The organism is Acidovorax sp. HMWF018 (assembly GCF_003061035.1).
GTDB classification, from domain to species: domain Bacteria; phylum Pseudomonadota; class Gammaproteobacteria; order Burkholderiales; family Burkholderiaceae_C; genus Acidovorax; species Acidovorax delafieldii.
In genome coordinates, this window is the sequence record NZ_QAIM01000543.1 from 28,945 (window position 1) to 50,325 (window position 21,381).

General features: G+C 65.4%; 24 protein-coding genes. 13 read left to right on the plus strand and 11 right to left on the minus strand.

Annotated features, from left to right (window positions below):
* The 3 genes from DBR23_RS23105 to DBR23_RS23115 form a co-directional block, all read left to right on the plus strand.
* Positions 1–660 (plus strand): VWA domain-containing protein (locus DBR23_RS23105; RefSeq protein WP_233250693.1); only part of this gene is annotated, 660 nt, incomplete at its 5' end.
* Positions 661–754: 94 nt separating this feature from the next.
* A complete protein-coding gene (locus DBR23_RS23110) occupies positions 755–1,387 on the plus strand; it encodes a CoxG family protein (RefSeq protein WP_108499703.1) in 633 nt (210 codons plus the stop codon).
* Between the two features lie 29 nt (positions 1,388–1,416).
* Positions 1,417–2,490, plus strand: a complete 1,074-nt coding sequence (locus DBR23_RS23115; protein WP_108499704.1) for an XdhC family protein — start codon at positions 1,417–1,419, stop codon at positions 2,488–2,490.
* A 13-nt stretch (positions 2,491–2,503) separates the two neighbouring features.
* On the opposite strand, the gene DBR23_RS23120 is transcribed toward DBR23_RS23115, so the two are convergent.
* The 5 genes from DBR23_RS23120 to DBR23_RS23140 form a co-directional block, all read right to left on the minus strand.
* Positions 2,504–3,007, minus strand: a complete 504-nt coding sequence (locus tag DBR23_RS23120) for a low molecular weight protein-tyrosine-phosphatase (RefSeq protein ID WP_108499705.1) — start codon at positions 3,005–3,007, stop codon at positions 2,504–2,506.
* Between the two features lie 12 nt (positions 3,008–3,019).
* Positions 3,020–3,709, minus strand: coding sequence for a glutathione S-transferase family protein (locus DBR23_RS23125; protein WP_199227784.1), 690 nt, complete (start codon positions 3,707–3,709; stop codon positions 3,020–3,022).
* 71 nt (positions 3,710–3,780) lie between these two features.
* Positions 3,781–4,548, minus strand: coding sequence for an MHYT domain-containing protein (locus tag DBR23_RS23130; protein WP_108499707.1), 768 nt, complete (start codon positions 4,546–4,548; stop codon positions 3,781–3,783).
* A gap of 253 nt (positions 4,549–4,801) precedes the next feature.
* On the minus strand, positions 4,802–5,536 hold the full coding sequence (locus DBR23_RS23135) for a response regulator (protein ID WP_108499708.1): 735 nt from the start codon (positions 5,534–5,536) through the stop codon (positions 4,802–4,804).
* On the minus strand, positions 5,533–6,174 hold the full coding sequence (locus DBR23_RS23140) for an excisionase family DNA-binding protein (RefSeq protein ID WP_108499727.1): 642 nt from the start codon (positions 6,172–6,174) through the stop codon (positions 5,533–5,535). The genes DBR23_RS23135 and DBR23_RS23140 overlap by 4 nt, the downstream gene beginning before the upstream one ends.
* Before the next feature lie 181 nt (positions 6,175–6,355).
* Here DBR23_RS23140 and DBR23_RS23145 point away from each other — a divergent pair, with 181 nt between their 5' ends.
* The 4 genes from DBR23_RS23145 to DBR23_RS23160 all read left to right on the plus strand — a co-directional run bounded on the left by DBR23_RS23145 (position 6,356) and on the right by DBR23_RS23160 (position 10,925).
* A complete protein-coding gene (locus tag DBR23_RS23145) occupies positions 6,356–6,727 on the plus strand; it encodes a response regulator transcription factor (RefSeq protein ID WP_056066973.1) in 372 nt (123 codons plus the stop codon).
* Positions 6,728–6,807: 80 nt separating this feature from the next.
* Positions 6,808–7,503 carry an HD-GYP domain-containing protein gene (locus tag DBR23_RS23150; RefSeq protein ID WP_233193875.1) on the plus strand — a complete coding sequence of 232 codons (696 nt, stop codon included), beginning with the start codon at positions 6,808–6,810 and terminating at the stop codon, positions 7,501–7,503.
* A gap of 70 nt (positions 7,504–7,573) precedes the next feature.
* The gene (locus tag DBR23_RS23155; protein WP_108499709.1) at positions 7,574–8,386 is read left to right on the plus strand and encodes an ABC transporter substrate-binding protein; all 813 of its coding nucleotides are present in this window, start codon (positions 7,574–7,576) and stop codon (positions 8,384–8,386) included.
* A gap of 1 nt (position 8,387) precedes the next feature.
* The gene (locus tag DBR23_RS23160) at positions 8,388–10,925 is read left to right on the plus strand and encodes a PAS domain S-box protein (RefSeq protein WP_108499710.1); all 2,538 of its coding nucleotides are present in this window, start codon (positions 8,388–8,390) and stop codon (positions 10,923–10,925) included.
* A gap of 83 nt (positions 10,926–11,008) precedes the next feature.
* On the opposite strand, the gene DBR23_RS30040 is transcribed toward DBR23_RS23160, so the two are convergent.
* From DBR23_RS30040 to DBR23_RS23185, 6 genes are all read right to left on the minus strand, one after another.
* A complete protein-coding gene (locus DBR23_RS30040) occupies positions 11,009–11,179 on the minus strand; it encodes a hypothetical protein (protein WP_008902830.1) in 171 nt (56 codons plus the stop codon).
* A 117-nt stretch (positions 11,180–11,296) separates the two neighbouring features.
* Complete coding sequence (locus DBR23_RS23165) at positions 11,297–12,184, minus strand: transglutaminase family protein (RefSeq protein ID WP_108499711.1); 888 nt, start codon at positions 12,182–12,184, stop codon at positions 11,297–11,299.
* Between the two features lie 333 nt (positions 12,185–12,517).
* Positions 12,518–13,186, minus strand: a complete 669-nt coding sequence (locus DBR23_RS23170) for a histidine phosphatase family protein (protein ID WP_108499712.1) — start codon at positions 13,184–13,186, stop codon at positions 12,518–12,520.
* Positions 13,164–14,132, minus strand: a complete 969-nt coding sequence (locus tag DBR23_RS23175; protein WP_108499713.1) for an MBL fold metallo-hydrolase — start codon at positions 14,130–14,132, stop codon at positions 13,164–13,166. The genes DBR23_RS23170 and DBR23_RS23175 overlap by 23 nt, the downstream gene beginning before the upstream one ends.
* A 164-nt stretch (positions 14,133–14,296) precedes the next feature.
* Positions 14,297–14,665: a hypothetical protein gene (locus DBR23_RS23180; protein WP_108499714.1), complete on the minus strand. Its 369-nt coding sequence runs from the start codon at positions 14,663–14,665 to the stop codon at positions 14,297–14,299.
* Positions 14,666–14,710: 45 nt separating this feature from the next.
* Positions 14,711–15,463 carry an IclR family transcriptional regulator gene (locus DBR23_RS23185; RefSeq protein ID WP_108499715.1) on the minus strand — a complete coding sequence of 251 codons (753 nt, stop codon included), beginning with the start codon at positions 15,461–15,463 and terminating at the stop codon, positions 14,711–14,713.
* Between the two features lie 89 nt (positions 15,464–15,552).
* On the opposite strand from DBR23_RS23185, the gene DBR23_RS23190 reads away from it, so the two are divergent.
* Genes DBR23_RS23190 through DBR23_RS23215 form a run of 6 tightly spaced genes read left to right on the plus strand, consistent with a single transcriptional unit; the run spans position 15,553 to position 21,278 of the window.
* Positions 15,553–16,383 carry an SDR family oxidoreductase gene (locus DBR23_RS23190; RefSeq protein WP_108499716.1) on the plus strand — a complete coding sequence of 277 codons (831 nt, stop codon included), beginning with the start codon at positions 15,553–15,555 and terminating at the stop codon, positions 16,381–16,383.
* Positions 16,384–16,416: 33 nt separating this feature from the next.
* Entirely contained in the window at positions 16,417–17,766 is a 1,350-nt protein-coding gene (locus tag DBR23_RS23195) for an NAD(P)/FAD-dependent oxidoreductase (protein WP_108499717.1), read from the plus strand.
* A 4-nt stretch (positions 17,767–17,770) separates the two neighbouring features.
* Entirely contained in the window at positions 17,771–18,706 is a 936-nt protein-coding gene (locus DBR23_RS23200; RefSeq protein ID WP_108499718.1) for a bile acid:sodium symporter family protein, read from the plus strand.
* Positions 18,703–19,713 (plus strand): SDR family oxidoreductase, encoded by a 1,011-nt coding sequence (locus tag DBR23_RS23205; protein ID WP_099730881.1) that lies wholly within the window; start codon positions 18,703–18,705, stop codon positions 19,711–19,713. The genes DBR23_RS23200 and DBR23_RS23205 overlap by 4 nt, the downstream gene beginning before the upstream one ends.
* Complete coding sequence (locus DBR23_RS23210; RefSeq protein ID WP_056748148.1) at positions 19,710–20,627, plus strand: EamA family transporter; 918 nt, start codon at positions 19,710–19,712, stop codon at positions 20,625–20,627. Before DBR23_RS23205 ends, DBR23_RS23210 begins: the two co-directional genes overlap by 4 nt.
* A 30-nt stretch (positions 20,628–20,657) precedes the next feature.
* Complete coding sequence (locus DBR23_RS23215) at positions 20,658–21,278, plus strand: ATP-binding cassette domain-containing protein (RefSeq protein WP_108499719.1); 621 nt, start codon at positions 20,658–20,660, stop codon at positions 21,276–21,278.
* Positions 21,279–21,381: the final 103 nt, after the last annotated feature.

The window sequence follows — 21,381 nt, forward strand, 5'->3', positions numbered from 1 at the left end:
CGGCCGGGCGCACGCGGCAGCCGCCCGCACTGGCCCGGCGCCATGCACCATGCGGCGCGCAGTGGGGGCGAGGTGCTGCACATCCCCTTGCTGCAGCGCCGCCAGCAACCGCTGCCGCTGCTGGTGCTGGTGGACGTGTCGGGCTCGATGGAGCGCTACGCGCGTTTACTGCTGGCCTTCTTGCACGCCGCCACCGCGCCGCGCCACACCGGCGCTGCCGTGCGCCGGGACGTGTTTGCCTTTGGCACTGGCTTGACCGACCTCACGCCCGCCTTCCGCCTCGCCGACACCGACGCCATGCTGGAGACGGCCAGCCATGCCATCACCGACTTTGCGGGCGGCACCCGCATGGGCGACAGCCTGGGCCAATTGCGCCTGCAGCATGCGCGGCGCCTGGTGGGGCGGCGCACGCTGGTGCTGCTGATCAGCGATGGGCTGGACACGGGCGCCCCCGAGGTGTTGGAGCGCGAGCTGGCCTGGCTGCGTCGCCACTGTGGCCGCCTGCTGTGGCTCAACCCGTTGCTGCGCTACGAGGGGTATGCCCCCACGGCGCGCGGTGCGTCGGCCCTGCACCGCCAGGCCCACGGCATGGTGGCCGTGCACAACCTGAGCCACCTGAAGGACCTGGCCGCCAGCCTGGCAAGCGTGTTGCGGCAATGAGGGCGCGGCACCGCACCGCATCGAGCCCAGCCATGCAGCGGACCGATTGAATTCCCACAACATCCACACCCATTGAAGACCGAGAGGACCCACCATGGAAATGCAAGCCAGCCGAACCCTTGCCGTCAGCCAGCAACAGGCCTGGGAGGCGCTCAACGACCCTGAGGTGCTCAAGCTGTGCATTCCCGGCTGCGACAAGGTCGAGCCCACGGCCGAGAACCAGTATTCGGTGGCCATGGCGCTCAAGATCGGGCCCGTGTCGGCCAAGTTCGCCGGCAAGATCACGCTGTCCGACATCGTGCCGCCCGAGAGCTACAACATTGCCTTTGACGGCTCCGGCGGCGTGGCGGGCTTTGGCAAGGGCAATGCCCAGGTCAAGTTGGTGCCGTTGCCCCCCGATGCGGCGGGGCAGGCCAGCTGCGAGCTGCATTACACCGTGCATGCCTCGGTGGGCGGCAAGATCGCGCAGCTGGGCCAGCGCCTCATCGACGGCGCCGCCAAGAGCATGGCCGAAGACTTCTTCAAGCGGTTCGACGACGAGATGCAGCGCCGCTTTCCGCGCGCTGAAGCCCCCCCGGCAGATGCAGCAGCCAGTGCCGATGCCGTCACTCAGCCAGGCACCGTGGAAGGGGGGAGTGCCACCCAGGGTGGCGGTATCCCTGCGTGGACGTGGGGTGTTGGCGTGGCGGCCCTCGTACTGCTGGCCTGGTGGTTCAATCGGGGTTGAGTGCTATGGGTACCGGAAGGAAGTGAGTCATGGAAAATTTGGACGTCGTCGTGCTGCGCACGCTGCAGGGCTGGCGTGCCGCAGGGCGCCGTGCGCTGCTGGCCACGGTGGTGCGCACCTGGGGCTCGTCGCCCCGGCCGGTGGGCTCGATCATGGCGCTGTGCGAAGACGGCGCGGTGGTGGGTTCGGTGTCGGGCGGGTGCATTGAGGACGACCTGATCGACCGCCACACCCGCGCCTATGCCCAGGCGGGCGCTGCGGTAGACGGTGCCGAGCACCGCATCCCCAGCGGGCCGCCATCGTTTGTCAAATACGGTATCAGCGCCGACGAGGCCCACCGCTTTGGCCTGCCCTGTGGCGGCACGCTGGAGCTGCTGCTGGAATACGACCCTGATCCCGCGCGGCTGGCCGATTTGATTGCCCAGCTGGCCGCTGGGCGCCTGGTGCAGCGCACCGTGCGCCTGTCCGATGGCGCCGTGACCCTGGCGCCTACGCAGGCACCCGAGGATCTGAAGGTGGATGCACAGCAGCTCACCAACACCTTCGGGCCTGAGTACCGCATGCTGCTGATCGGGGCGGGGCAGCTCACCGAGTACCTGGCCACCATGGCCTTGTTTAACGGCTTTGCCGTGACGGTGTGCGACCCGCGCGAGGAGTACCGGGGCAGCTGGAGCGTGCCGGGTGCCACGGTGGTGAGCGACATGCCCGACGATGTGGTGCTGGCCTTCAAGCCCGACCGCCGCACCTGCGTGGTGGCCCTCACGCACGACCCCAAGCTGGACGACCTGGCACTGCTGGAGGCTTTGAGCACCGAGGCGTTCTACGTGGGCGGTATCGGCTCGCGCCGCAACAACGAGGCGCGGCGCGCCCGCATGATCGAGCACTTTGACCAGACCGAAGCCAGTCTGCAACGCCTGCGTGGGCCCATCGGCATCTACATCGGCAGCAAGACGCCGCCCGAAATTGCGGTGAGCGTGATGGCCGAGATCCTGGCCGTCAAGAACGGCGTGACCCTCCCGCGCGACATGGAGGTGGCCCAGGCCAAGAACGACCGCGAGCAGGCGCACAACGACCCCGGCGCCCTGGTGTGCGGAGTGCGGTAGCCACGCAGGCAGGTCAGTGCCGGGCTTTGGGTTCCTGCGCCTGCAGTTGCCGCTGCACGTGCCTGAGCAACCCTTCGCAGGCGTCTTCCACCAGATCCAGCACCTCTTCAAACCCCTGGCTGCCGCCGTAGTACGGGTCAGGCACCACCGGGCTGTCGAATTGCAGACAGAACTCCGTCATGCGCCGCAGCTTGTGCGCGTGTGCGGGCGGGCATTGGTCCTGCGCCAGGGCCAGGTTGTCCCAGTCCATGGCCAGGATCAAGTCGTATCGGACAAAGTCTGCATCAATGAGTTGCCGGGCCCGCAGGTCTGACAGGTCATAACCGCGCTGCGCCGCGTGGCGCTGGGTGCGGGTGTCGGGCGGCTCGCCGGGGTGGTAGTTGTGCGTGCCTGCCGAGTCCACCACCACGCTGTGCGCCAGGCCGCTGTGGATGATCTTGTGGCGGAACACGCCGTGGGCGGTGGGGCTACGGCAGATGTTGCCCATGCACACGAAGAGAATCGCGTAGCGAGACATGGTGGCGTGCGTTCAGGCCTCGATCACCACCGGGCCGCCCTTGGCGATGCCCCGTTGGTAGGCCGGGCGTGCATGCATGCGTTCCAGATAGGCCTGCAGGTGCGGGCAGCGGCTTGCGTCGTTGGCGCGTGACATCAGCGCCTCCACCGCAAAGCTCATCTGAAAGTCCGCCATGGTCAGGTGCTCCCCCGCAAACCAGCGGTGGGTGCCCAGGTGCTCTTCAATGAACGCCAGCGCCGTGTCCACGTTGGGGTCGATGAGCTTTTGCTGCACCGTGCCGCACAGGGCGCGTGCAATGGGCTTCACAAAGAACGGCATGGGCTGCGTGGGGATGGTCTTGAATACCAGCTTCATCACCAGCCAGTTCATCAGCGAGCCCTCGGCATAGTGCATCCAGAAGCGGCACTGGCGGTGCTCAGCGGTGCGAGGTGCTGGCTGCAGGTGGGCGAGGTCGCCACGGGCCTGCTCGCCATAGGTGTCCACCAGGTATTCGATGATGGCGCCCGACTCGGCAATCACTTCGTCGCCATCGGTGATGACTGGCGACTTGCCCAGGGGGTGAATGGCCTTGAGCGCAGGCGGGGCCAGCTTGGTGGCCTTGTCGCGCGCATAGATCTTGAGCTCGTAGGGCACACCCAGCTCTTCCAGCAGCCAGAGAATGCGTTGCGAGCGCGAGGTTTCGAGGTGGTGCAGGGTGATCATGGTCGCCATCTTATTGAAGAGTGGGCCGAATGCACCCTGGTGCAGCCCTTGTTTTGCGGTGGCTGTCTGGTTCAGGCCGCACGGCGGCGCTGCTGGCCGATGGAGCGTTGCATCCATTGCACATACAGATCCACCGAAATCAGCACGGCCATGGCAAATGCGCAGGCGGCCACGATGGGGCCGAGGCCCAGCGAGCTGACCAGCCCGACACCCTGCACGGTGGCAAAACGGTTGGGGGTGGTGCAGACGAACTCGGCCGCGCCCATGCCGGTGTAGTGCATGGCGCACACGGCGGTGGCCATCAGCAGGGAGGCCCCCACGCGGCTGCCCAGGCGGCGGGTGTTGAAGGCCAGCCACAGGGCGGCCGTGCCTGCTGCCACCGCAATCAGCACCGAGAGCGCCACGGTGCGCAGGTCCCAGTGGATGTAGCCGCCAATCTTCATGCCGTACATGCCCAGGTAGTGCATGCCCGCCACACCCAGGCCCAGCAGCAGTCCTGCGCCCAGAATCCGTGCCAGCTCCCGGGGGGCCTTGGACACCACGATGAGTGCGGCCGACGTGCAGGCCACGGCCGCCAGCAGAGACACCGCGCTTTCAACGATGCCGTAGCTGCTGGCCACGTCCAGCCGCAGAGCCACCATACCCACAAAGTGCATGGACCACACCCCGATGCCGCCCAGCGCCACGCCGGCCGTCAAAGTCGCTGCGCGGTTGAGCGATCCGTCCTTGTGGCGGATGCGGCGTGTGACCATTAGTGCGATCAATGAACCAATGAACGCCAATGCGAACGAGATGGCGACAAGGTGGGGGCGGTATTCGGAAACGACGTTGGGGTCCATGGAGAGCTGCCTGAGACGGGGGTGGAGGAGAGCTTCACACCGCATCTGAGGCGATTGAAACCAATTGTTTCTATATTAGACCAATTGGTTATTTTTTGCTCTGAATGGTTATGTTTCAGAAATATGAGCCCACCCCGGCTTGTTCATGGGTCTTCACATTCGCCTTCCGGAGAAGGCGATGGGGTGGGTCAATCGCCCGCCATCGGGGCTCTCAAGGCAAGGGTGTTCAGCCAGCCAGGCTGCTGGCGTTGGATCAGAGCTGCAGCAGGAAAGCGCGCAGCATGCGCCAATGTTCCTGGCATGCCTCTGCGGCAGACTGGGCGGCTGCGTTTTCCAGCTGGCGGGCGCGCACACTCTGGGTCGGGTGGCCCAGGGTGAGCAGCACGGTGGCCAGGCTGTGTGCCAGGCGCCGCAGCGCCGGCCAGTCTTGCGCTGCGCTGGCCGCGTCACCTTGCCGCACGTCGGTAGGGAACTGCTGCAGGCAACTGGCGTGGTAGGCCTTGAACAGAAACTCGTCGCCCGCAAAGTGGGTGGCAATGGCCTTAGCCTCATCGTCGGCCGCTTCATCGGCAGGCGTGGCTGTTGTGACTGGCGCATTGGCAGGGGTATCCGCCACCAGCGCCAGCACATCGGTTACACAGGCCTCCAGCTCTGCCACCGATGCAGGTTTGGACAGCATGCGCCACACCTTCATGGCCTGGAGTTGCTCGCGCACTGGCGGCGTCAGGCCCGCGCTGAACACCGCCACCGGAATTCGGCTTTCGTGCACAGGCTCTTGCAGCAGCCGCTGTACCAGGTCAATGCCGGACTCGCCCGGTAGCATGAGGTCCGTAATGATGAGTTCCACACCCCCCGCATGCAGCGCCTGCATGGCGTCAGGCACGTTGGCGCAGGTCACCAGCTCGATGGGAAGTTCCTCCAGCGCCATCTGCACAAAGCGTGCGATGGAGCTGTCGTCTTCCACGAGCAGGACCTTGGGCGCGCTCATGCGGATACCTGGGCCTGTGGAATGCACGCGGCCAGAGCACTGGGTAACTCGGCCACCAGCCGGGGCTTGTGGATCACTTTCACACCCTGCAAGGCAAATGCATAAGGCTCGCGCTGTTGCTCGTCGAGCGAGGTGACCACGATGAGGTGGCTGCGCGCAAATTGGGGGTGCGAGCGCAGCGTGGTGATCAAGGTGGCGCCGTCGATGCCTGGCAGCAGGATGTCCACGATAAGCACCTCGGGCTGAATCTGCCCATACAGCGCAAGGCCGGTGATGCCATCGTTCGCCACATGCAACTGCACTCCTGGCAGGTGCTGCTGCACGATGAGGCCCACGAGGTTCTGGAAATGGATGGAGTCCTCGATCAGCAGGATTTGTGGTGCACGCCCTTTGGCAGGTGCCACCGGTGCGGCCAGGGGCGGGCGGGCGGCGACCGGAGTGCCGACGGCGGGTGCCTGGGCAGCGCCGCCGGCGCCATGGGCGGTCATCCAGCGTTCCACCGATGCACGCGAGATGCGGCGGTGCCCGCCAGGGGTCTTCCAGGCCTCAAGTTCGTTGCGGTCCACCATCAGCTGGACCGACCGCACGGCCATGCCCAGCATCTTGGCGACTTCCAGCGTGGTGTAGTGGTCGGCCATGGCGTGCTCCGCGAGGGAATTGTCAGATTGCATAGATCGCACATTTTCTCCTAATTTTAATTTTTACTCGACTTGCATTTGATAAAAATGATTGATATGATTCAATCAACGGCAAGAAATCACGTTAAAACATGTTTTTTTGTATTCCAAGCCTATTCCCGGCCCCACAAAGGCTACCGCCATGAAAAAGATCCTGATCGTCGAAGACCACATCGATATCCGCAAACTGCTCAAGATGACGCTGGAGTTTGATGACTTCGAGATCCACGAGGCTGCTACGGGCGATGCGGGCTGGCTGCTGGCCAGTGAGTTGCAGCCGGACATCGTGCTGCTGGATGTGATGATGCCGGGCACCCTTAACGGCCTGGATGTTTGCCGCCGCATCAAGTCCGACCCGGACATGCGCCACACCAAGGTGATCATGTTGACCGCCCGGGTGCAGTCGGACGACAGGGCCGCAGGCTTCGCGGCGGGAGCCGACGATTACCTGATGAAGCCCTTCAGCACTCTGCAGGTTCTGGAAACCATCTACCGCATGGAGGCGGCGCTGTGACCTCCGTGCCTCGACCCGAGCACGAACTGCTGGCGCAGCCCATCGATGCACGTTGCTTTGATGAGGCTGCTGCAGCTCAGATGGAGAGTTTTGTGCGCGACTTCGGGCGCATGTACCGAGAGCGGAATGAAGCCCTGCGCGAGGTCACCCGCGCGCACCACGCAGCACTGTTGCACCTGTCGGCTGCGGCCGACCTCAAGGACGATGACACCGGCGTGCACATCGTGCGCATTGGTTACCTGGCCGAGGCCCTGGCCCTGGCTCTGGGGCAGACGGTGGGCTACGCACGCATGCTGCGCAAGGCCGCGCCCATGCACGATATCGGCAAGATCGGCACCCCCGATAGCGTGCTCAAGAAGCCCGGCAAGCTCACCCCAGAAGAGCGCCAGACCATGAACTGCCACGCCGCGATGGGTGCCGAGATCCTGGGGCGTTCGCACATTCCAGTGTTTCGCATGGCGGCCGAGGTGGCGCTCACGCACCACGAGCGCTATGACGGCCAAGGCTACCCGGCGGGCCTCTCGGGAGAGTCGATTCCTTTGTCGGGCCGCATCACCGCCGTGGTGGATTTTTTTGACGCGCTGACCATGGACCGGGTGTACCGCCCCGCCTTCGCGGTCCCGGTGGCGCTGGAGATGCTGGCGGCCGAGCGCGGCCGTGCTTTCGACCCGGTGATCGTAGACACATTTTTGGCGCATGCTGAAGCCATCGATGCGCTGCGTTGCAAGATCACGCAGGAATGTCCCTCTTTTGATGCACTGATCGACGCGCCCTGATCCCCATTTTCTGACTGCTTAGCGGCAGGCCACTGCGGGCACGGTGGTGTTATTGATCCAAGGATTCTCAATGATGATGACGATGATGCAGTGGCTGAAACCGTGGGCGTTGACCGTCACCCGCGTGGCACTGGCCGTGTGTGCGACCAGCGCGCTGGCGGGGCCTGTGGCCGAGCGGGTCCAGAGCCAGTCGGTGTTGCGTGTGTGTGTCTGGCCGGACTACTACGGCGTGACCTACAGGCACCCGCGTACACAGCAACTCGGGGGTATCGACATCGACCTGTCTGCCGAGCTGGCGCGCGACCTCAAGGCCAGGGTCGAATATGTGGACTCTTCTTTTCCCACCCTCATTGACGACCTGAACCAGGACCGTTGCGATGTGGCCATGTTTGCCATCGGCATGCTGCCCCAGCGGATGGAAAAGCTGGCTTTTACACAGCCCTACATGCGCAGCGACATTTACGGCATCACCACCAAATCCAATACGGTCATCAAGCAGTGGGCCGACATTGACAAGCCGGGTGTGTTGGTGGGGGTGCAGGCAGGCACGTTCATGGAACCCATCATGGCCCAGCGCCTCAAGCAGGCCACGCTGGTGCGCATCCAACTGCCCACCACCCGCGAGCGCGAACTGACTGCCGGGCGCATTGACGTGTTCATGACCGACTATCCCTACAGCCGGCGCCTGATGGACAACGCCGACTGGGCCCGGCTCATCGAGTCTCCCGAACCATTCTCGGTGCTGCCCTATGGCTATGCAGTCAAGCGCAGCGATGCCGCCTGGCTGGCGATGGTGGATGCCTTTGTGGCGCGCATCAAGGCCGACGGCCGCCTGCAGCGCGCGGCCTCTCAAAATGGCCTGAACGCCATCGTGGTGCGCTGATATGGCCGACCTCCAGGCGCTCCCTTCGGTCTGGACCAGGCTGCGCACGTGGGTGTCGCAGACCAGCCATCTGGTCCTCATCACCGGAGGGCTGTCGGCATTGGCGGCACTGGTGGCCGTCGGCGCGTTGGCCGTGAACGACTTTCGCACGGTGCGTACCAGCCACCAGAACCATGCCGCCATGCTGGCTCGGGTGCTGGAGGATCAGGCTACGCGCACCATGCAGACGGCCGAACTGGCGCTGGAGTCGCTGGCCACATCGCCAGCCCTCACGACGGTGGCCTCGGAACCCCGGCGTATGCAAGATGCCCTGGGCCAGGCGCTGGCGGCGCTTTCATTTCTTCGGGGGTTGGCCGTGGTGGACGCTGGTGGGCGAGTGGTCGCCAGCACCCAGCCCGGCGAGGCCGAGAGTTTTGTGGACCTGGCCAAGCTCGGCCCTCTGGTGGCCGTGGGGCGGACGGTTCAGGGCGGCCTCACCCCGGGCCGCAGCCTGCAAAGTGTGCGGCTGGGAGGCGCAGCGGCGGCGGCCCCTGCGGGTGTCGCTTTTATCCCTGTGATGCACGGCTACAAGAACGAAGCAGGGCAGGCGCTGGTGCTGGTGGCTTTGGTCAATCCCGACTCGCTGTCCAACTTTCAGCACCTGACGCTGGAGTCCGAGGTTTTTGACTCGGTTGTGACCTCGTACAGCGGCCAGGTGTTGGCCACTTCGGGGGCCGCAGCTGCTCTGGCAGGTACGCGGGTGAACAACATCCCCGTCTTCAGCCAGTTCCTGCCCCGGCAGGAGCACGCCACCTACCTGGGCGTGGGTGTGCTGGGTGAGCGGCAGATCGTCAGTTTTCGGGCCTCTGCCGCCATGCCGCTGGTGGTGGTGGTCGAGACCTCGTACCGAACAGCCGTGCAGAGCTGGCTGGCGGATGCCCGCGCGCTTATCGGTATTGGCCTGGCCCTGGTGGCCCTGGTGCTGGGCCTGACCTTTGCCGTGTGGCGTGGTCTGCGCACCCGTGAGCGGGCGCGGCTGGCCATTGACGCTGCACAGGCCCGCATTGCCCGCAACGAGCGGGATCTGTCGGTGCTGATGCGCAGCGTGCAAGAGCTGATTTTCCGCACCGATGCGCAGGGCGTGATCACCTACGTGAATGCGCATTGGACTGTGATGACGGGCACGGCGCCTGACCGTGCCATTGGCAAACGTCTGCACGACCTGGTCGAGCCACAAAGCCGCAATGATGTGGCGCGGGCCATCGACCCCCGGTCGCCGGATGGAGTGCGGGTATGCCAGGTGGTGTCCCGCTCTGCCGAGGGCAAGGAGATGATGTTCCAGGTGGCAGTGGTGCCTATGGTGGCTGCCGGGCGTGTGATTGGTTTTGCGGGCAGCGCGGTGGATGAAACCAAGCGCTGGATGGCCCAACAACAGCTACAGGCCCAAATTGCGTTTCAGGATCTGCTGCTGGACACCAACCCGTTGCCCATCTCTGTGACTGACGCCCAGAACCGCTTTGTGCGCGTGAACAAGGCCTGGGAGGAATACAAAGGCCGTACTCGCACCGCCGTGTTGGGCAAGGCCTTTGACGAGTGCCTGCCGCCAGACGAGGCAAACGTACATAAGTCGGCCAACAAGCAGCTGCTGCGCTGGGGGGGGCGTGCCCTCGTCGAGACCCAGGTGCGCCATGGCGACGGATCGCGCCGCGACACGCGCCTGGCCAAGGCGGCCATTGCCGATGAGCACGGCCAAGTCACCGGTGTGCTCACCATCCTGATGGATGTGAGCGAGTTCCGTGAGGCCGAGCGCGCCACCCGGGAGGCGCGTGACGCGGCCGAGGAGGCATCCCGCACCAAGTCGGAGTTTGTGGCCAACATGAGCCACGAGCTGCGCACGCCGCTGCAGTCCATTCTGGGCTATGCCGAACTGGGCATGCTGCGTGGGCGCGCGCAGCCCAAGCTGGCAGGGATGTTTGAAGATATCCATTCTGCGGGTCAGCGCATGTTGACGCTGGTGAACGACTTGCTAGATGTCTCCAAGCTGGAAAGCACGGTGGGCACATTCCACATGGAGCGCATCGACTTGCGCGGCGTGGTGCGCCCGGTGATCCGCGAGCTGGAGCCTTTGCTGGAACGCAGCCACCTGATGATGGATTTGCGCATGCCTGACCTTCCGCTGGTGGCGAAGGCCGACCCGTTGCGGTTTCAGCAGGTGATCCGCAACGTGGTGGCCAACGCCATCAAGTTCTCGCCGCCTGGAAGCACGATCACCCTGGAGGGCTACGCTGACCCGCAGGGCCAGACGCATCTGGTGGTACGGGATGAGGGCCCGGGCATCCCTCCGTCAGAGCTGCAGAGCATTTTTGAGGCCTTTGTGCAGTCCAGTAAGACCAAGGATGGATCTGGGGGCACGGGCCTGGGCCTTGCCATCTGCCGCAAGATCGTCGAGGCCATGGGGGGGCGGATCTTTGCCGAGAACGTTCCGGCCAGCGGTGCAGCGTTTCACATCATCCTGCCCGCCAGAGGCCATGTGGAAACCATGCCGGCCCCGTTGCAATAACGGCTGTATCGCCCACAAAAAAAGCCCTCTGACGAGGGCTTTTTTGTGGGTGGCGGAGCGCCGCAGCGCCCCCGGAGGGCTGATCAGCCGCCCTTGCGCGAGCGCTTGCCAGGGTTCTTCTTGCTGCGCGTGGCGACACCACGCTCCAGGCTCACGCGCTGGCCACGGCCAGGGGTGTTCAGCGTCACGCCGGGCATTGGCTTGGGTTGGGGGGTGCGCTTGCGGTCTGCTTCGGTGACGATCTTGTTGCCCATGGTAGGTCTCTGAGAAAGTGGAGAAAAGGGGCATATTAGGCCACAGCCGCAATCAGGGGTGGCCAACAGGCCTTTCTGCCGCCCCCGCCAGAGGCGGCAGGCGGAAGGTCGAACTCCCTATTGCGCGACGAAACGCGCCCCGTAAGACGTCCCCTGGTCGGTGGACAGCGCCTCGGCGCAGTGGTGCGGCAGCACCCACCCCTGAGCAGGGTCCTCCACCGCGCGGGTGTGGATGGTGGGGGGCTGTGCCCGCACTCCGCCAAAGATGGTGGCAAACGCCACGTCGGCGGCATCTCGGCCGGTGCCAAACCGCAGCAGCCCCATGGGGATGGCCGTGCCGGAGGGGTCGAACAGATACCAGCGGTCGCCCAGATACACTTCCACGTAGGCATGAAAGTCCGGCGGGCCCAGCGCTGGGTCGGCACCGTAGTCGGTGCCCGTGGTGAAGCGGGCCGGAATATTCACGGCGCGGCACAGTGCAATCATCAGGTGGGCGAAATCCCGGCACACCCCGACCTGTTCCACCAGCGTATCGACGGCCGAGGTGTTGGAGTTGGAGGTGTTGGACGTGAACGCCACATGCCGGTTCACCCAGTCACGGATAGCCTGCACGCGGCTGTGTCCTTGCCACAAGGCGCCGAACTCGTTCAGGGCCAGCCGCAGCAGGCGGTCAGATTGGCAATAGCGGCTGGGGTAGATGTAGCCCATCACATGCGGCGGCAGATGCCGCACGGGCACCTCGGCCAGTTGGGTGGGGTCGGCACGGTAGTGGCGTATGTCCACCGTAGCGCTGTAGGTCAACTCCAGCATGCCGGGCTCGCCATGCAGCCGGAGATAGCGGTTACCCGTCGCAGGGTCTGTGTGGATCTGGTGGGGAATGTCCTGGCTGAGCACCAGGCGCTCGTTGTAGACGATCTGGTGGGGTGTTTGTGCGGCGTGGATGTTGAACACGAAATCGGCGCCGTAGCTGTCGATCTCGTAGCGCAGGTCAATCTGCAGGTCCATGCGAACACCACGCTGGCTGCCTGGGATTGCCTGCGCCAGGGGCGCGCCGGTATTCGCGGGCCATCGCGCAGGCTCGTTGGACGCGGTGGTAAGGCGGGGGGCGCTGGAGAGGAAGGCCATAGCAGCTCTCAGCGACCGGGCCTGCAGGCTGCGGGTTCACCCAGTGTGTGGGACGGTGTCATCGGCGGCTCCTGGGTGTGCGCCGCGCCGGGGTATCTGGCAGGGCTGGGAATCTCCAGGATACGCCCCAGGGCATCGCCAGCGTGTAGTCCGATGGCCCGTGCACCACGCTGCGCGGGAGCGCGATCTGCCGCCAGCATCAGCAGGCGCTGGTCAGGTTGATCCGGTGACCGAGAGCTTCGCCAGCACCTGCACGTCGCCACCTCGGGGGGCTCGCAAGATCAGCGCATCGCCCGAGCTGGTGCTGTCGCGTGCCAGATCGGACTGCACAAACATGTGGCTGAACCACACCTCAAACCGGCCATTGCGCGCAGACGCTGCGGCCAGCGCCTGGCGCAGTTCGCGCAGGTGGCTCTCACCCGTGGTCTCGGAGTAGCCCCTGGGCGAACCCAGAGCCGTCCACACCTCTGGTGCACCGAAAGCCAGGGTGGCACTGTCGATGCAGCGGCACCAGGGGCTTGACAGCACCTTCTCCGGACGCAGTTGCCGCGCCTGGAACCACTCGCCAATGCGCCGGGCCTGGGTCCGGCCTTCATCGTTCAGGTTGCGCTGGGTGCCGCAGTCGCCCAGGCGGAAACCCGGGGGATCGAAGGTGCCGGGGGCCAGCGCGTGGCGAAACAACGCCACCACTCCGCCCTGGCGCAGCAAGGCCTCGCCACCCGCTTCCTGGGCCGCCCAGGTCTGCAGGGCTGTGAGGGCCAGTCCGCTACCCAGTGCGCCTGCCGCGCCCCTGCCCAGCAAGGTTCGCCGTGTGACGCGCGTACCTTGCGTCGCAGCCTGATCCCCGGCTGCTTCGGCATCAGGCAGCTGGCTGGAAGGCATAGCCATTGCCCGCTGCTGCTACGCGGCCAAACGCAGGGAAGGGGAAATGGAAGCCACCCAGCATGGCATTGCTGGTGGTGATGCGCTGGAACACCTCGCGGCGGACCTTTCGCGCAGCCTCTGCGTCCATGTCAAAGGTCACGGCCCAGTCGGGATTGCGCGCGAACAATGCGGGCACGTTGGTCAGGTCTGCCACATAGAAGAAGTTCTGACCTGCCGACTTCAACTCGAACAGCGTGTGACCCGGCGTATGGCCGTAGGCGGCCACCGACTGGATGCCTGGCGCAACCTCGGTGCCCGCTTCAAACCGCACCAGCGTATCGGCTGGCATGGTGGCGAAGGTGCGACGCACATTGTCAAACGCACCCTTCATGCCTGCGGGGGCGGCGGCCATGCGCGCGTCGTCCATCCAGAAGGCATGTTCGGCTGCAGGCACCATCACCTTGGCCTTCGGGAACACCAGCTCACCCGCCTTGTTGCGGATTCCATTGATGTGGTCGCCGTGGTAGTGGCTGACGAGCACGGTATCGATGTCGGAGGCCTGCATGCCAGCAGCGCGCAGGCTGTCCAGCAGCTTGCCGGTGGTTGCACCACCAAACTCGCCCAGGCCGGTATCGATCAGGATCTTGCGCGCGCCCGCCACCACCAGGAAGGGGGTGTACGGCACATCGATGTAGTCGGTGGGCAGGCCTTGCGATGCGAGCAGCGCACGCACTTCGGCCAGCGGTGCGTTCTTCACAAATTCTTCCCCCAAAGGGCGGCGAGTGATGCCATCGTTCAGTGCGATCACCTCCACGTCTCCCACCTTCATGCGACGGAAACCAGGGCTGGGCAAGGTGGGCGTGCCGAAATTGGGTGCGTTCTGCGCCCACACGGGCACGAACGAGCCCGCAGCGTAAACGGTGGTGGCCAGGCTTGCGCCCAGGAAGTGACGGCGTGACAGCATGAAACTCTCCAGTCTCGGGTTGAACTAATGAGTCGCAACTGTAACGCCGGGCCTTAGAAAGGCATGGCCTGGAGCACTAACCTGTTTGCAACGTGGGGCTTTTGGTCGCTAATTGGGGTTAACCCTTTGATCTGGTTGGGGGAGCCGGGTCGTGACGAGGAAGCTCATTCCACTTCGAAGGCTTCGCTCAACGCGGTGCAGAAGTCGCTGCTGCCGCTGAGGGTCAGGGTCAGCGTGGTGCGTGGTGGCGCGGCACTGCCGGTGGTCGTGTGCAGTTGCCCGGTCGCTTCATCAAAGGACAAAGTCAGCGGGCTCTGCACCTCTTGCACGCCATGCAGGTCGTAGTGCCAGGTGCCGCCGTCTTCCAGCGGTGCGCAGGCACCAGGCCAGTGTGCATGCGCCCAGGCCAGCACGGCGGCGATCTCGTTCTGCAAGGCAGGCAGTTGCGCCGGCAAGACGCTGGCCATGGCATCCAGGGTGCCGTTGCCGTCAGCGTCTTCGCTGTAGTCAAAGTCGAGGTAGTTCAGTGGCATGGTGAGAGCAGATGGTGAATGCGTCAGGGGGTGTTGCGTGATGGCTCAAGCCCAGGTCCGGCTCAGTGCCTGTGCGGCTTCTCCCAGCCGGGGCACCAGTTGCAGCGCCCGCGTCAGTGGCATGCGGGCCGCAGGTGCCTGCAGTGCCACGGCGCTGCGCACCTGCCGCCGTCCGCCCGCCATCACGGGCACAGCCACACATACGAGGCCGTCCACAAACTCCTCGGCGTCCGTGGCATAGCCTTGCCGCAGGATCTGCTCCAGTTCGCCCTCCAGCGCGGCGCGGTCGGTCAGAGTGGTGGCGGTGTGGCGGGTGAGGGGCAGACCGTCGAGGATGGCGGCCCGGCGTGCGGGCGACAGGTGGGCCAGAAACAGCTTGCCGCTGGCCGAGCAGTGGATGGGCACGCGGGTGCCGGGCCGTAGCTCCATGCGCAGCGGAAAGGCTGACTCCACCCGGTCCAGGTAGATCACTTCAGCGCCGCTCAACGCCGTGAGGTTGCAGCTTTCTCCAATGTCCGCCACCAGTTGCCGCAGCACAGCGTGGCGCACCCCATGCTGGGTGCCCGCGCTCAGCGTGCTTTCGGCCAGGCGCAGCAGACGTGGTGCGGGGGTGTAGCGCCGCCCGTCTGGCTCGCGCGCCAGCAGGCCACCAGCCTCCAGCTGGCCCAGCATGCGGTGCACGCTGGGCTTGGGCCAGCCGGTGGCCTCGATGGCATCGCCCAGGCTGAAGGGCTGGCCCTGGGCGCACATCGTTTCCAGCAGTTCAAACAAGCGCAGGCTGGGCGGTGTGTTGGTCATAAATCTCGGAATTCGAGACGAATTCATAAAACATTTCGGGATTATTCAGCATTGTGGCTAAGCTGCAAACCCAATTCACCGGGAGCTTCATGTCCGCCTTTTTCCAGAACGTAGTGCTCACCGGCGCCTGTGGCGGGCTGGGCCAGGCGCTGGCGCGCGAGCTGATCGGCCAGGGCGCCGCCGTGGCGCTGGTGGGCCTGAACCGGCCCGCGCTGGAAACGTTGGCCGCACTGGCGCCAGAGCGCTGTGCTGTCTATACGCCCGATGTGGCGGACGTTACCGCCATGCAGGCCATGGCCGCCGACTGGATGGGCCGCCGAGGGACGCCGGACCTCGTCATCGCCAATGCCGGGGTGGCCGGGGGTTTTGACTCCGCCCAGGCCGACGACCTGGCCGTGATGCGGCGCATGCTGGAGATCAACCTGCTGGGCGCCGCCACCACCTTCCAGCCCTTTGTGTCGGCCCTGCGCGCACAGCGGCGCGGCGCGCTGGTGGGGGTGGCCAGCATTGCGGGCTGGCGGGGCATGCCGGGCAATGGCGCGTACTGCGCCAGCAAGGGCGGGCTCATCCGTTACCTGGAGAGTCTGCGTGCCGAGCTGCGCGGCGATTCCATCGTGGTGAGCACGGTCAGCCCTGGCTACCTGCGCACCGCGCTCACGGCAGGCAACCGTTTTGCCATGCCCGGCCTGATGGAGCCCGAGGACGCCGCGCGTGCCCTGCTGGCCGCTGTGGCCCGGGGGCGCACCCACATCGTGCTGCCCGCGCGCATCGGTTGGCTGGCGCGCCTGTTGAACCTGTTGCCTGACGCTCTGCACGACCGGCTGCTGCTGGGCCAGCCGCGCAAGCCGCGCGTGGGCGAAGCGGGGGCCACCGCCATTCCGGGGTTGCCAGTGCGTGCCGACAAGAATATCGACACCTGAGAGAGAAAAAAGCGAATGACGACAACAACAACGATGACAGAGACAAGCCCTTCGACGCCGCTCGCGCAGGACATGCGCGGCCACATCGCCCTCATCGGCGCCGGCCCGAGCGGGCTGGCCGCGGCGCGCAATCTGCAGAAGCTGGGCGTGCCTTTCCAGGGCTTTGAAGCACACACCGATGTGGGTGGTTTGTGGAACATCGACAACCCGCGCAGCACGGTCTACGAATCGGCGCACCTGATCTCCAGCAAGCACACCACGGAGTTCACCGAGTTCCCCATGCGTCCCGAAGTGGCCGACTATCCGAGCCACCGGGACATGCGCCAGTATTTCTTCGACTTTGCAGAGCACTTTGGCCTGCGCCAGCATTTCTGGTTTGGCACGCGCGTGCTCCGGGTCGAACCGGTGGGGGAGGGCTCTGCGCCGCTATGGCGCGTGACTTGGACGCAGCACGGTGGGCCCGCGCAAACGGCAGAGTTCAAGGGCGTGGTGATTGCCAACGGCACGCTGGCCGAACCCAGCATGCCGCGCTTTGAGGGGCACTTTGACGGGGAGCTGCTGCACACCAGCGCCTACAAGAGCGCCGAGCTGTTCAAAGGCAAGCGCGTGCTGGTAGTGGGCGCGGGCAACTCGGGCTGCGACATTGCGGTGGATGCGGTGCACTACGCGCGCAGCGTGGACATCTCGGTGCGGCGCGGCTATTACTTCGTGCCCAAGTATGTGTTCGGCAAGCCTGCAGACACGCTGGGCGGCAAGTTCAAGATGCCGCCCTGGCTCAAGCAAAAGGTGGACAGCGTGGTGCTGCAATGGTTCACTGGCGACCCTGCGCGCTTTGGCCTGCCCAAGCCCGACTACAAGATGTACGAGTCGCACCCGGTGGTCAACTCGCTGGTGCTGCACCACCTGGGCCATGGCGACATCCACGTCAAGCCCGACATCGCGCGTTTTGAAGGCCATACGGTGCACTTCAAGGACGGCAGCGCGCAGGACTATGACCTGGTGCTCTGTGCCACGGGCTACAAGCTGCACTACCCCTTCATCGACCACAGCCTGCTCAACTGGCAGGGCATGGCGCCGCAGCTCTACCTCAACATCCTGTCACCCCGTTTCGACAACCTAGCCGTGATGGGCATGATCGAGGCCAGTGGTATCGGCTGGCAGGGCCGCTATGAACAGGCGGAGCTGGTGGCGCGCTTTTTCAAGGCGCAGGCCGAGGGATCCCCGCGCGCCGAGGCGCTACGACAGGCCAAGGCCGGGCCGCCGCCCGATCTGTCGGGTGGCTTCAAGTACCTCCAGCTCGAACGCATGGCGTATTACGTGCACAAGGACACCTACCGCAACGCGGTGCGCGCTGCCGCCGCAGCCCTCGCCAGAAAGGACTGACCCCATGCTGCCTGTGGACGAAATACGCCTCAACTTCAACCCCGCATCGCTGGTGGTGCTCAATGTGGTGCTGGGTTTTCTCATGTTCGGCATTGCGCTGGATACGCGCGTGGCGGACTTCAAGCGCGTGCTGCGCATGCCCGGTGCCATGGCGGTGGGCATTGCCGCGCAGTTCATCGTATTGCCTGCGGTGACCTTTGTGCTCACGCTGCTACTCAAGCCCGGGCCCAGCATCGCGCTGGGCATGATTCTGGTCGCCTGCTGCCCGCCCGGCAATGTGAGCAACATCCTCACGCACCGCGCAGGAGGCAATGTGGCGCTGTCGGTGTCGATGACGGCCATCTCCAACGCGCTGGCCATCGTGCTCATGCCGCTCAACTTCGCGTTCTGGGGCGGCATGCACCCCACGGCGGCGCCGCTGCTGCGCAGTATTGCGCTTGACCCGTTGGAGATGGCGGGTCACATCGTGGTGATCATCGGGCTGCCTTTTGTGCTGGGCATCCTGTGCGCAGAAAAGCTGCCGCGCTTCACACAGCGCGTGAACAAGCCCGTGCGCATCCTCAGCTTTCTGTGTCTCATCGGTTTCATCGTGGGCGCGGTGGCGGGCAACTGGCGTTACTTTCTGGACTACGTGGGCCTGGTGCTGCTGGCCGTAGCGTTGCACGATGCGCTCGCCTTCGGCACCGGCTACGCCTGCGCGCGGCTCAGCGGCTTGCCGGACTACGACCGGCGCGCGGTGAGCATCGAGGTGGGTATCCGCAATGCAGGCCTGGGCCTCGTGCTGATCTTCAGCTTCTTTGGCGGGCTAGGCGGTATGGCCGTGGTGGCGGGCGTGTGGGGCTTCTGGGACATCATCGCGGGGCTGGCGCTGGCATGCTGGTGGGGGCGCAGGCCCGCCGAACTACCGGCGGCCGATGCCCGCAAGGAGCAGCGCACATGACCGGCATGGGGTGGATAAGCCGCCGCATTCTGGTCACAGGCGCCGACGGTTTTCTGGGCCGCAGCGTGGTGGCTGCACTGGCGCGTGAAGGGGTCGGGACCATTGTGGCGACCGATGTGCGCGATGTGCCCGTCGAGCGCCGCCTGCCCGGTGTGACCTACCGGGTCCAAGACGTGCGCGACCCCGGTCTAGCGCAGACGCTGGCAGACACCGCCATCGACAGCGTGGTGCACCTCGCTTCCATCGTCACGCCCGGCAAGGGTTCCAGCCGCGAGTTTGAATATTCGGTGGACGTGCTGGGCAGCCAGAACGTGCTGGATGCCTGTGTGGCCACCGGCGTGACGCAGTTGGTCGTCAGCTCCAGTGGCGCGGCGTACGGCTACCACGCCGACAACCCCGAGTGGTTGCGCGAGACGGACGCGCTGCGGGGCAACGAGGTCTTTGCCTATTCGCACCACAAGCGGCTGGTGGAAGGGATGCTGGCGCAATACCGCACGCAGCACCCGGCGTTGGCGCAGACGGTGCTGCGCATAGGCACCATCCTGGGAGAGCGGGTGGACAACCAGATCACCGCCTTGTTTGAAAAGCCGCGCCTGCTCGCCATCCGGGGTAGCGAGAGCCCGTTTGTGTTCATCTGGGACGAAGACGTGACTGGTGCCATCCTGCATGCGCTGCGCACGCAGCGGGCAGGCTGCTTCAACCTGGCGGGCGACGGTGCCTTGCCCTTGCGCGAGATCGCCCAGCGCTTGGGCAAGCCCGTGCTGGAGCTACCTGCAGGGCTGCTGCGCACCGCGCTGGCCGTGGGTTCCGCGCTCGGCGTGAGCCGCTACGGCCCCGAACAGCTCGACTTTCTGCGCTACCGGCCTGTTTTGCTGAATACCGCGCTCAAGGAGGTGCTGGGCTATGTGCCGGGCAAAACCAGCGCCCAGGCTTTTGACGCCTTCGTCGCTGCCCGGGCGCGGCAGGGCCGCCCCGTAGCTGCGGGCGTGTCCGTGGCGGCCGCATGAGTACGCCAGCGGCCTTGAGCCGTGGCGACCTGTTGCGTGCCCTGGCGGTGGTGGTCATCTGGGGGCTGAACTTTGTGGTGATGAAGCTCGGTCTGCAGGGCCTGAGTCCCATGCTGCTGGGCGCGCTGCGCTTTACGGCGGCATCGCTGCCCTTCTTGTTGTTCGTACCGCGTCCGGCCTTGCCCTGGCGCTTTGTGGTGGGCTACGGGATGGCGCAGGGGTTGGGACAATTCGGCTTTCTGTTTCTGGGACTGCAGCTGGGCATGACGGCGGGCATGGCCTCGGTGGTGATGCAGACCCAGGCGTTCTTCACTTTGCTGCTGGCCGCGCCGTTGCTGGGAGAGCGTGCCAAGCCCTGGCAGTGGGGGGGCTTATTGCTGGCGTTCGGCGGCTTGATGACCATCGGCCTCGCGCATGGCGAGGGGCCGGGCCAGATGACGCTGGCGGGGTTTGTGCTCACCCTCGGCGCCGCATTCATGTGGGCGGTGTCCAATCTGGTGGCGCGCCGCGCGGCACAGGCCGGGGCGTATGCGCCGTTTCCGTTCATCGTGTGGAGCAGTGTGGTGCCTATTGGGCCGTTCTTTGCGCTGGCGTTGTGGAGCGAGGGCTCCACCGCCGTGTGGGCACAGCTGCAGTCTTTGAGTGGCACGGGGCTCTTGGCCGTGGCCTACCTGGCCTTCTTGGCCACGCTGCTGGCCTACACGCTGTGGACGCAGCTGCTGCAACGCCATGCAGCGGGGCGGGTCACGCCGTTTTCGCTGCTGGTGCCGGTGGTGGGGCTGTGGGCGGCCTATGCCTTTCTGGGTGAAACCCCGGCGCCTCTGCAGTGGTTGGGCGCAGCCGCAGTGCTCTGCGGGCTGGTGGTGAACCAGGTGGGAGGCTTGTGGTGGGCCCGGCGTGCTGCAGCTTCCTAGAATGTTCGCTTTCCGCATCGAGGAGACAGGGTGGCTGAGAGCGTGTTTTTGTGGGTGAACGGGTTGCGGTTTGCGTACCCGGAGTGTGCGGTGCTGGACAACCTGTCGCTGGCCTGGCCCTCGGGTCTGGCTCTGGTGCGGGGTGATGAAAGCACCGGCAAGACCACGTTGCTGCGTCTGCTGGCTGGCGAGCTGACGGCGCAGGCTGGCAGCATCACGCTGCAAGGGGTGGACCTGAACCAGGCCGCCAAGGCCTCGGCACCACGGGTCTTCTGGGCGGACCCGCGATCTAGCGAGTGGGACCCGCTCACGGCCAGGGGTTGGCTCGACAGCCTGCCCGCACGCTACCCCCAATGGGATGGGGCAGCCTTGGTGGAGCACATCGACGGGTTCAGCCTGCACGAGCACCTGGACAAGCCTTTCTACGCCCTGTCCACCGGCAGCAAGCGCAAGGTGCTCATGGCAGGGGCCTTGGCCTCGAATGCACCGCTGACCTTGATCGACGAGCCTGTGGGGGGGCTGGACAAGCCCTCCATTCGCTATCTGGCGCAGGCCCTGGCATCCCAAGCGGCCAGACCAGACCGCCTGACCTTGGTGGCGCATTACGAAGCCCTGCCCGATGTGCCCTGGGGCTCGGTGCTGGATCTGTAAGAACCTGTTCTAAGGCTACGCTGAACAAGCCCTCGAAATTTCCCGCGCGAACGCGGAAGACGCCATTTTTTGGATTTTGTGGCCTCTTGCGCCGCCCATTTGG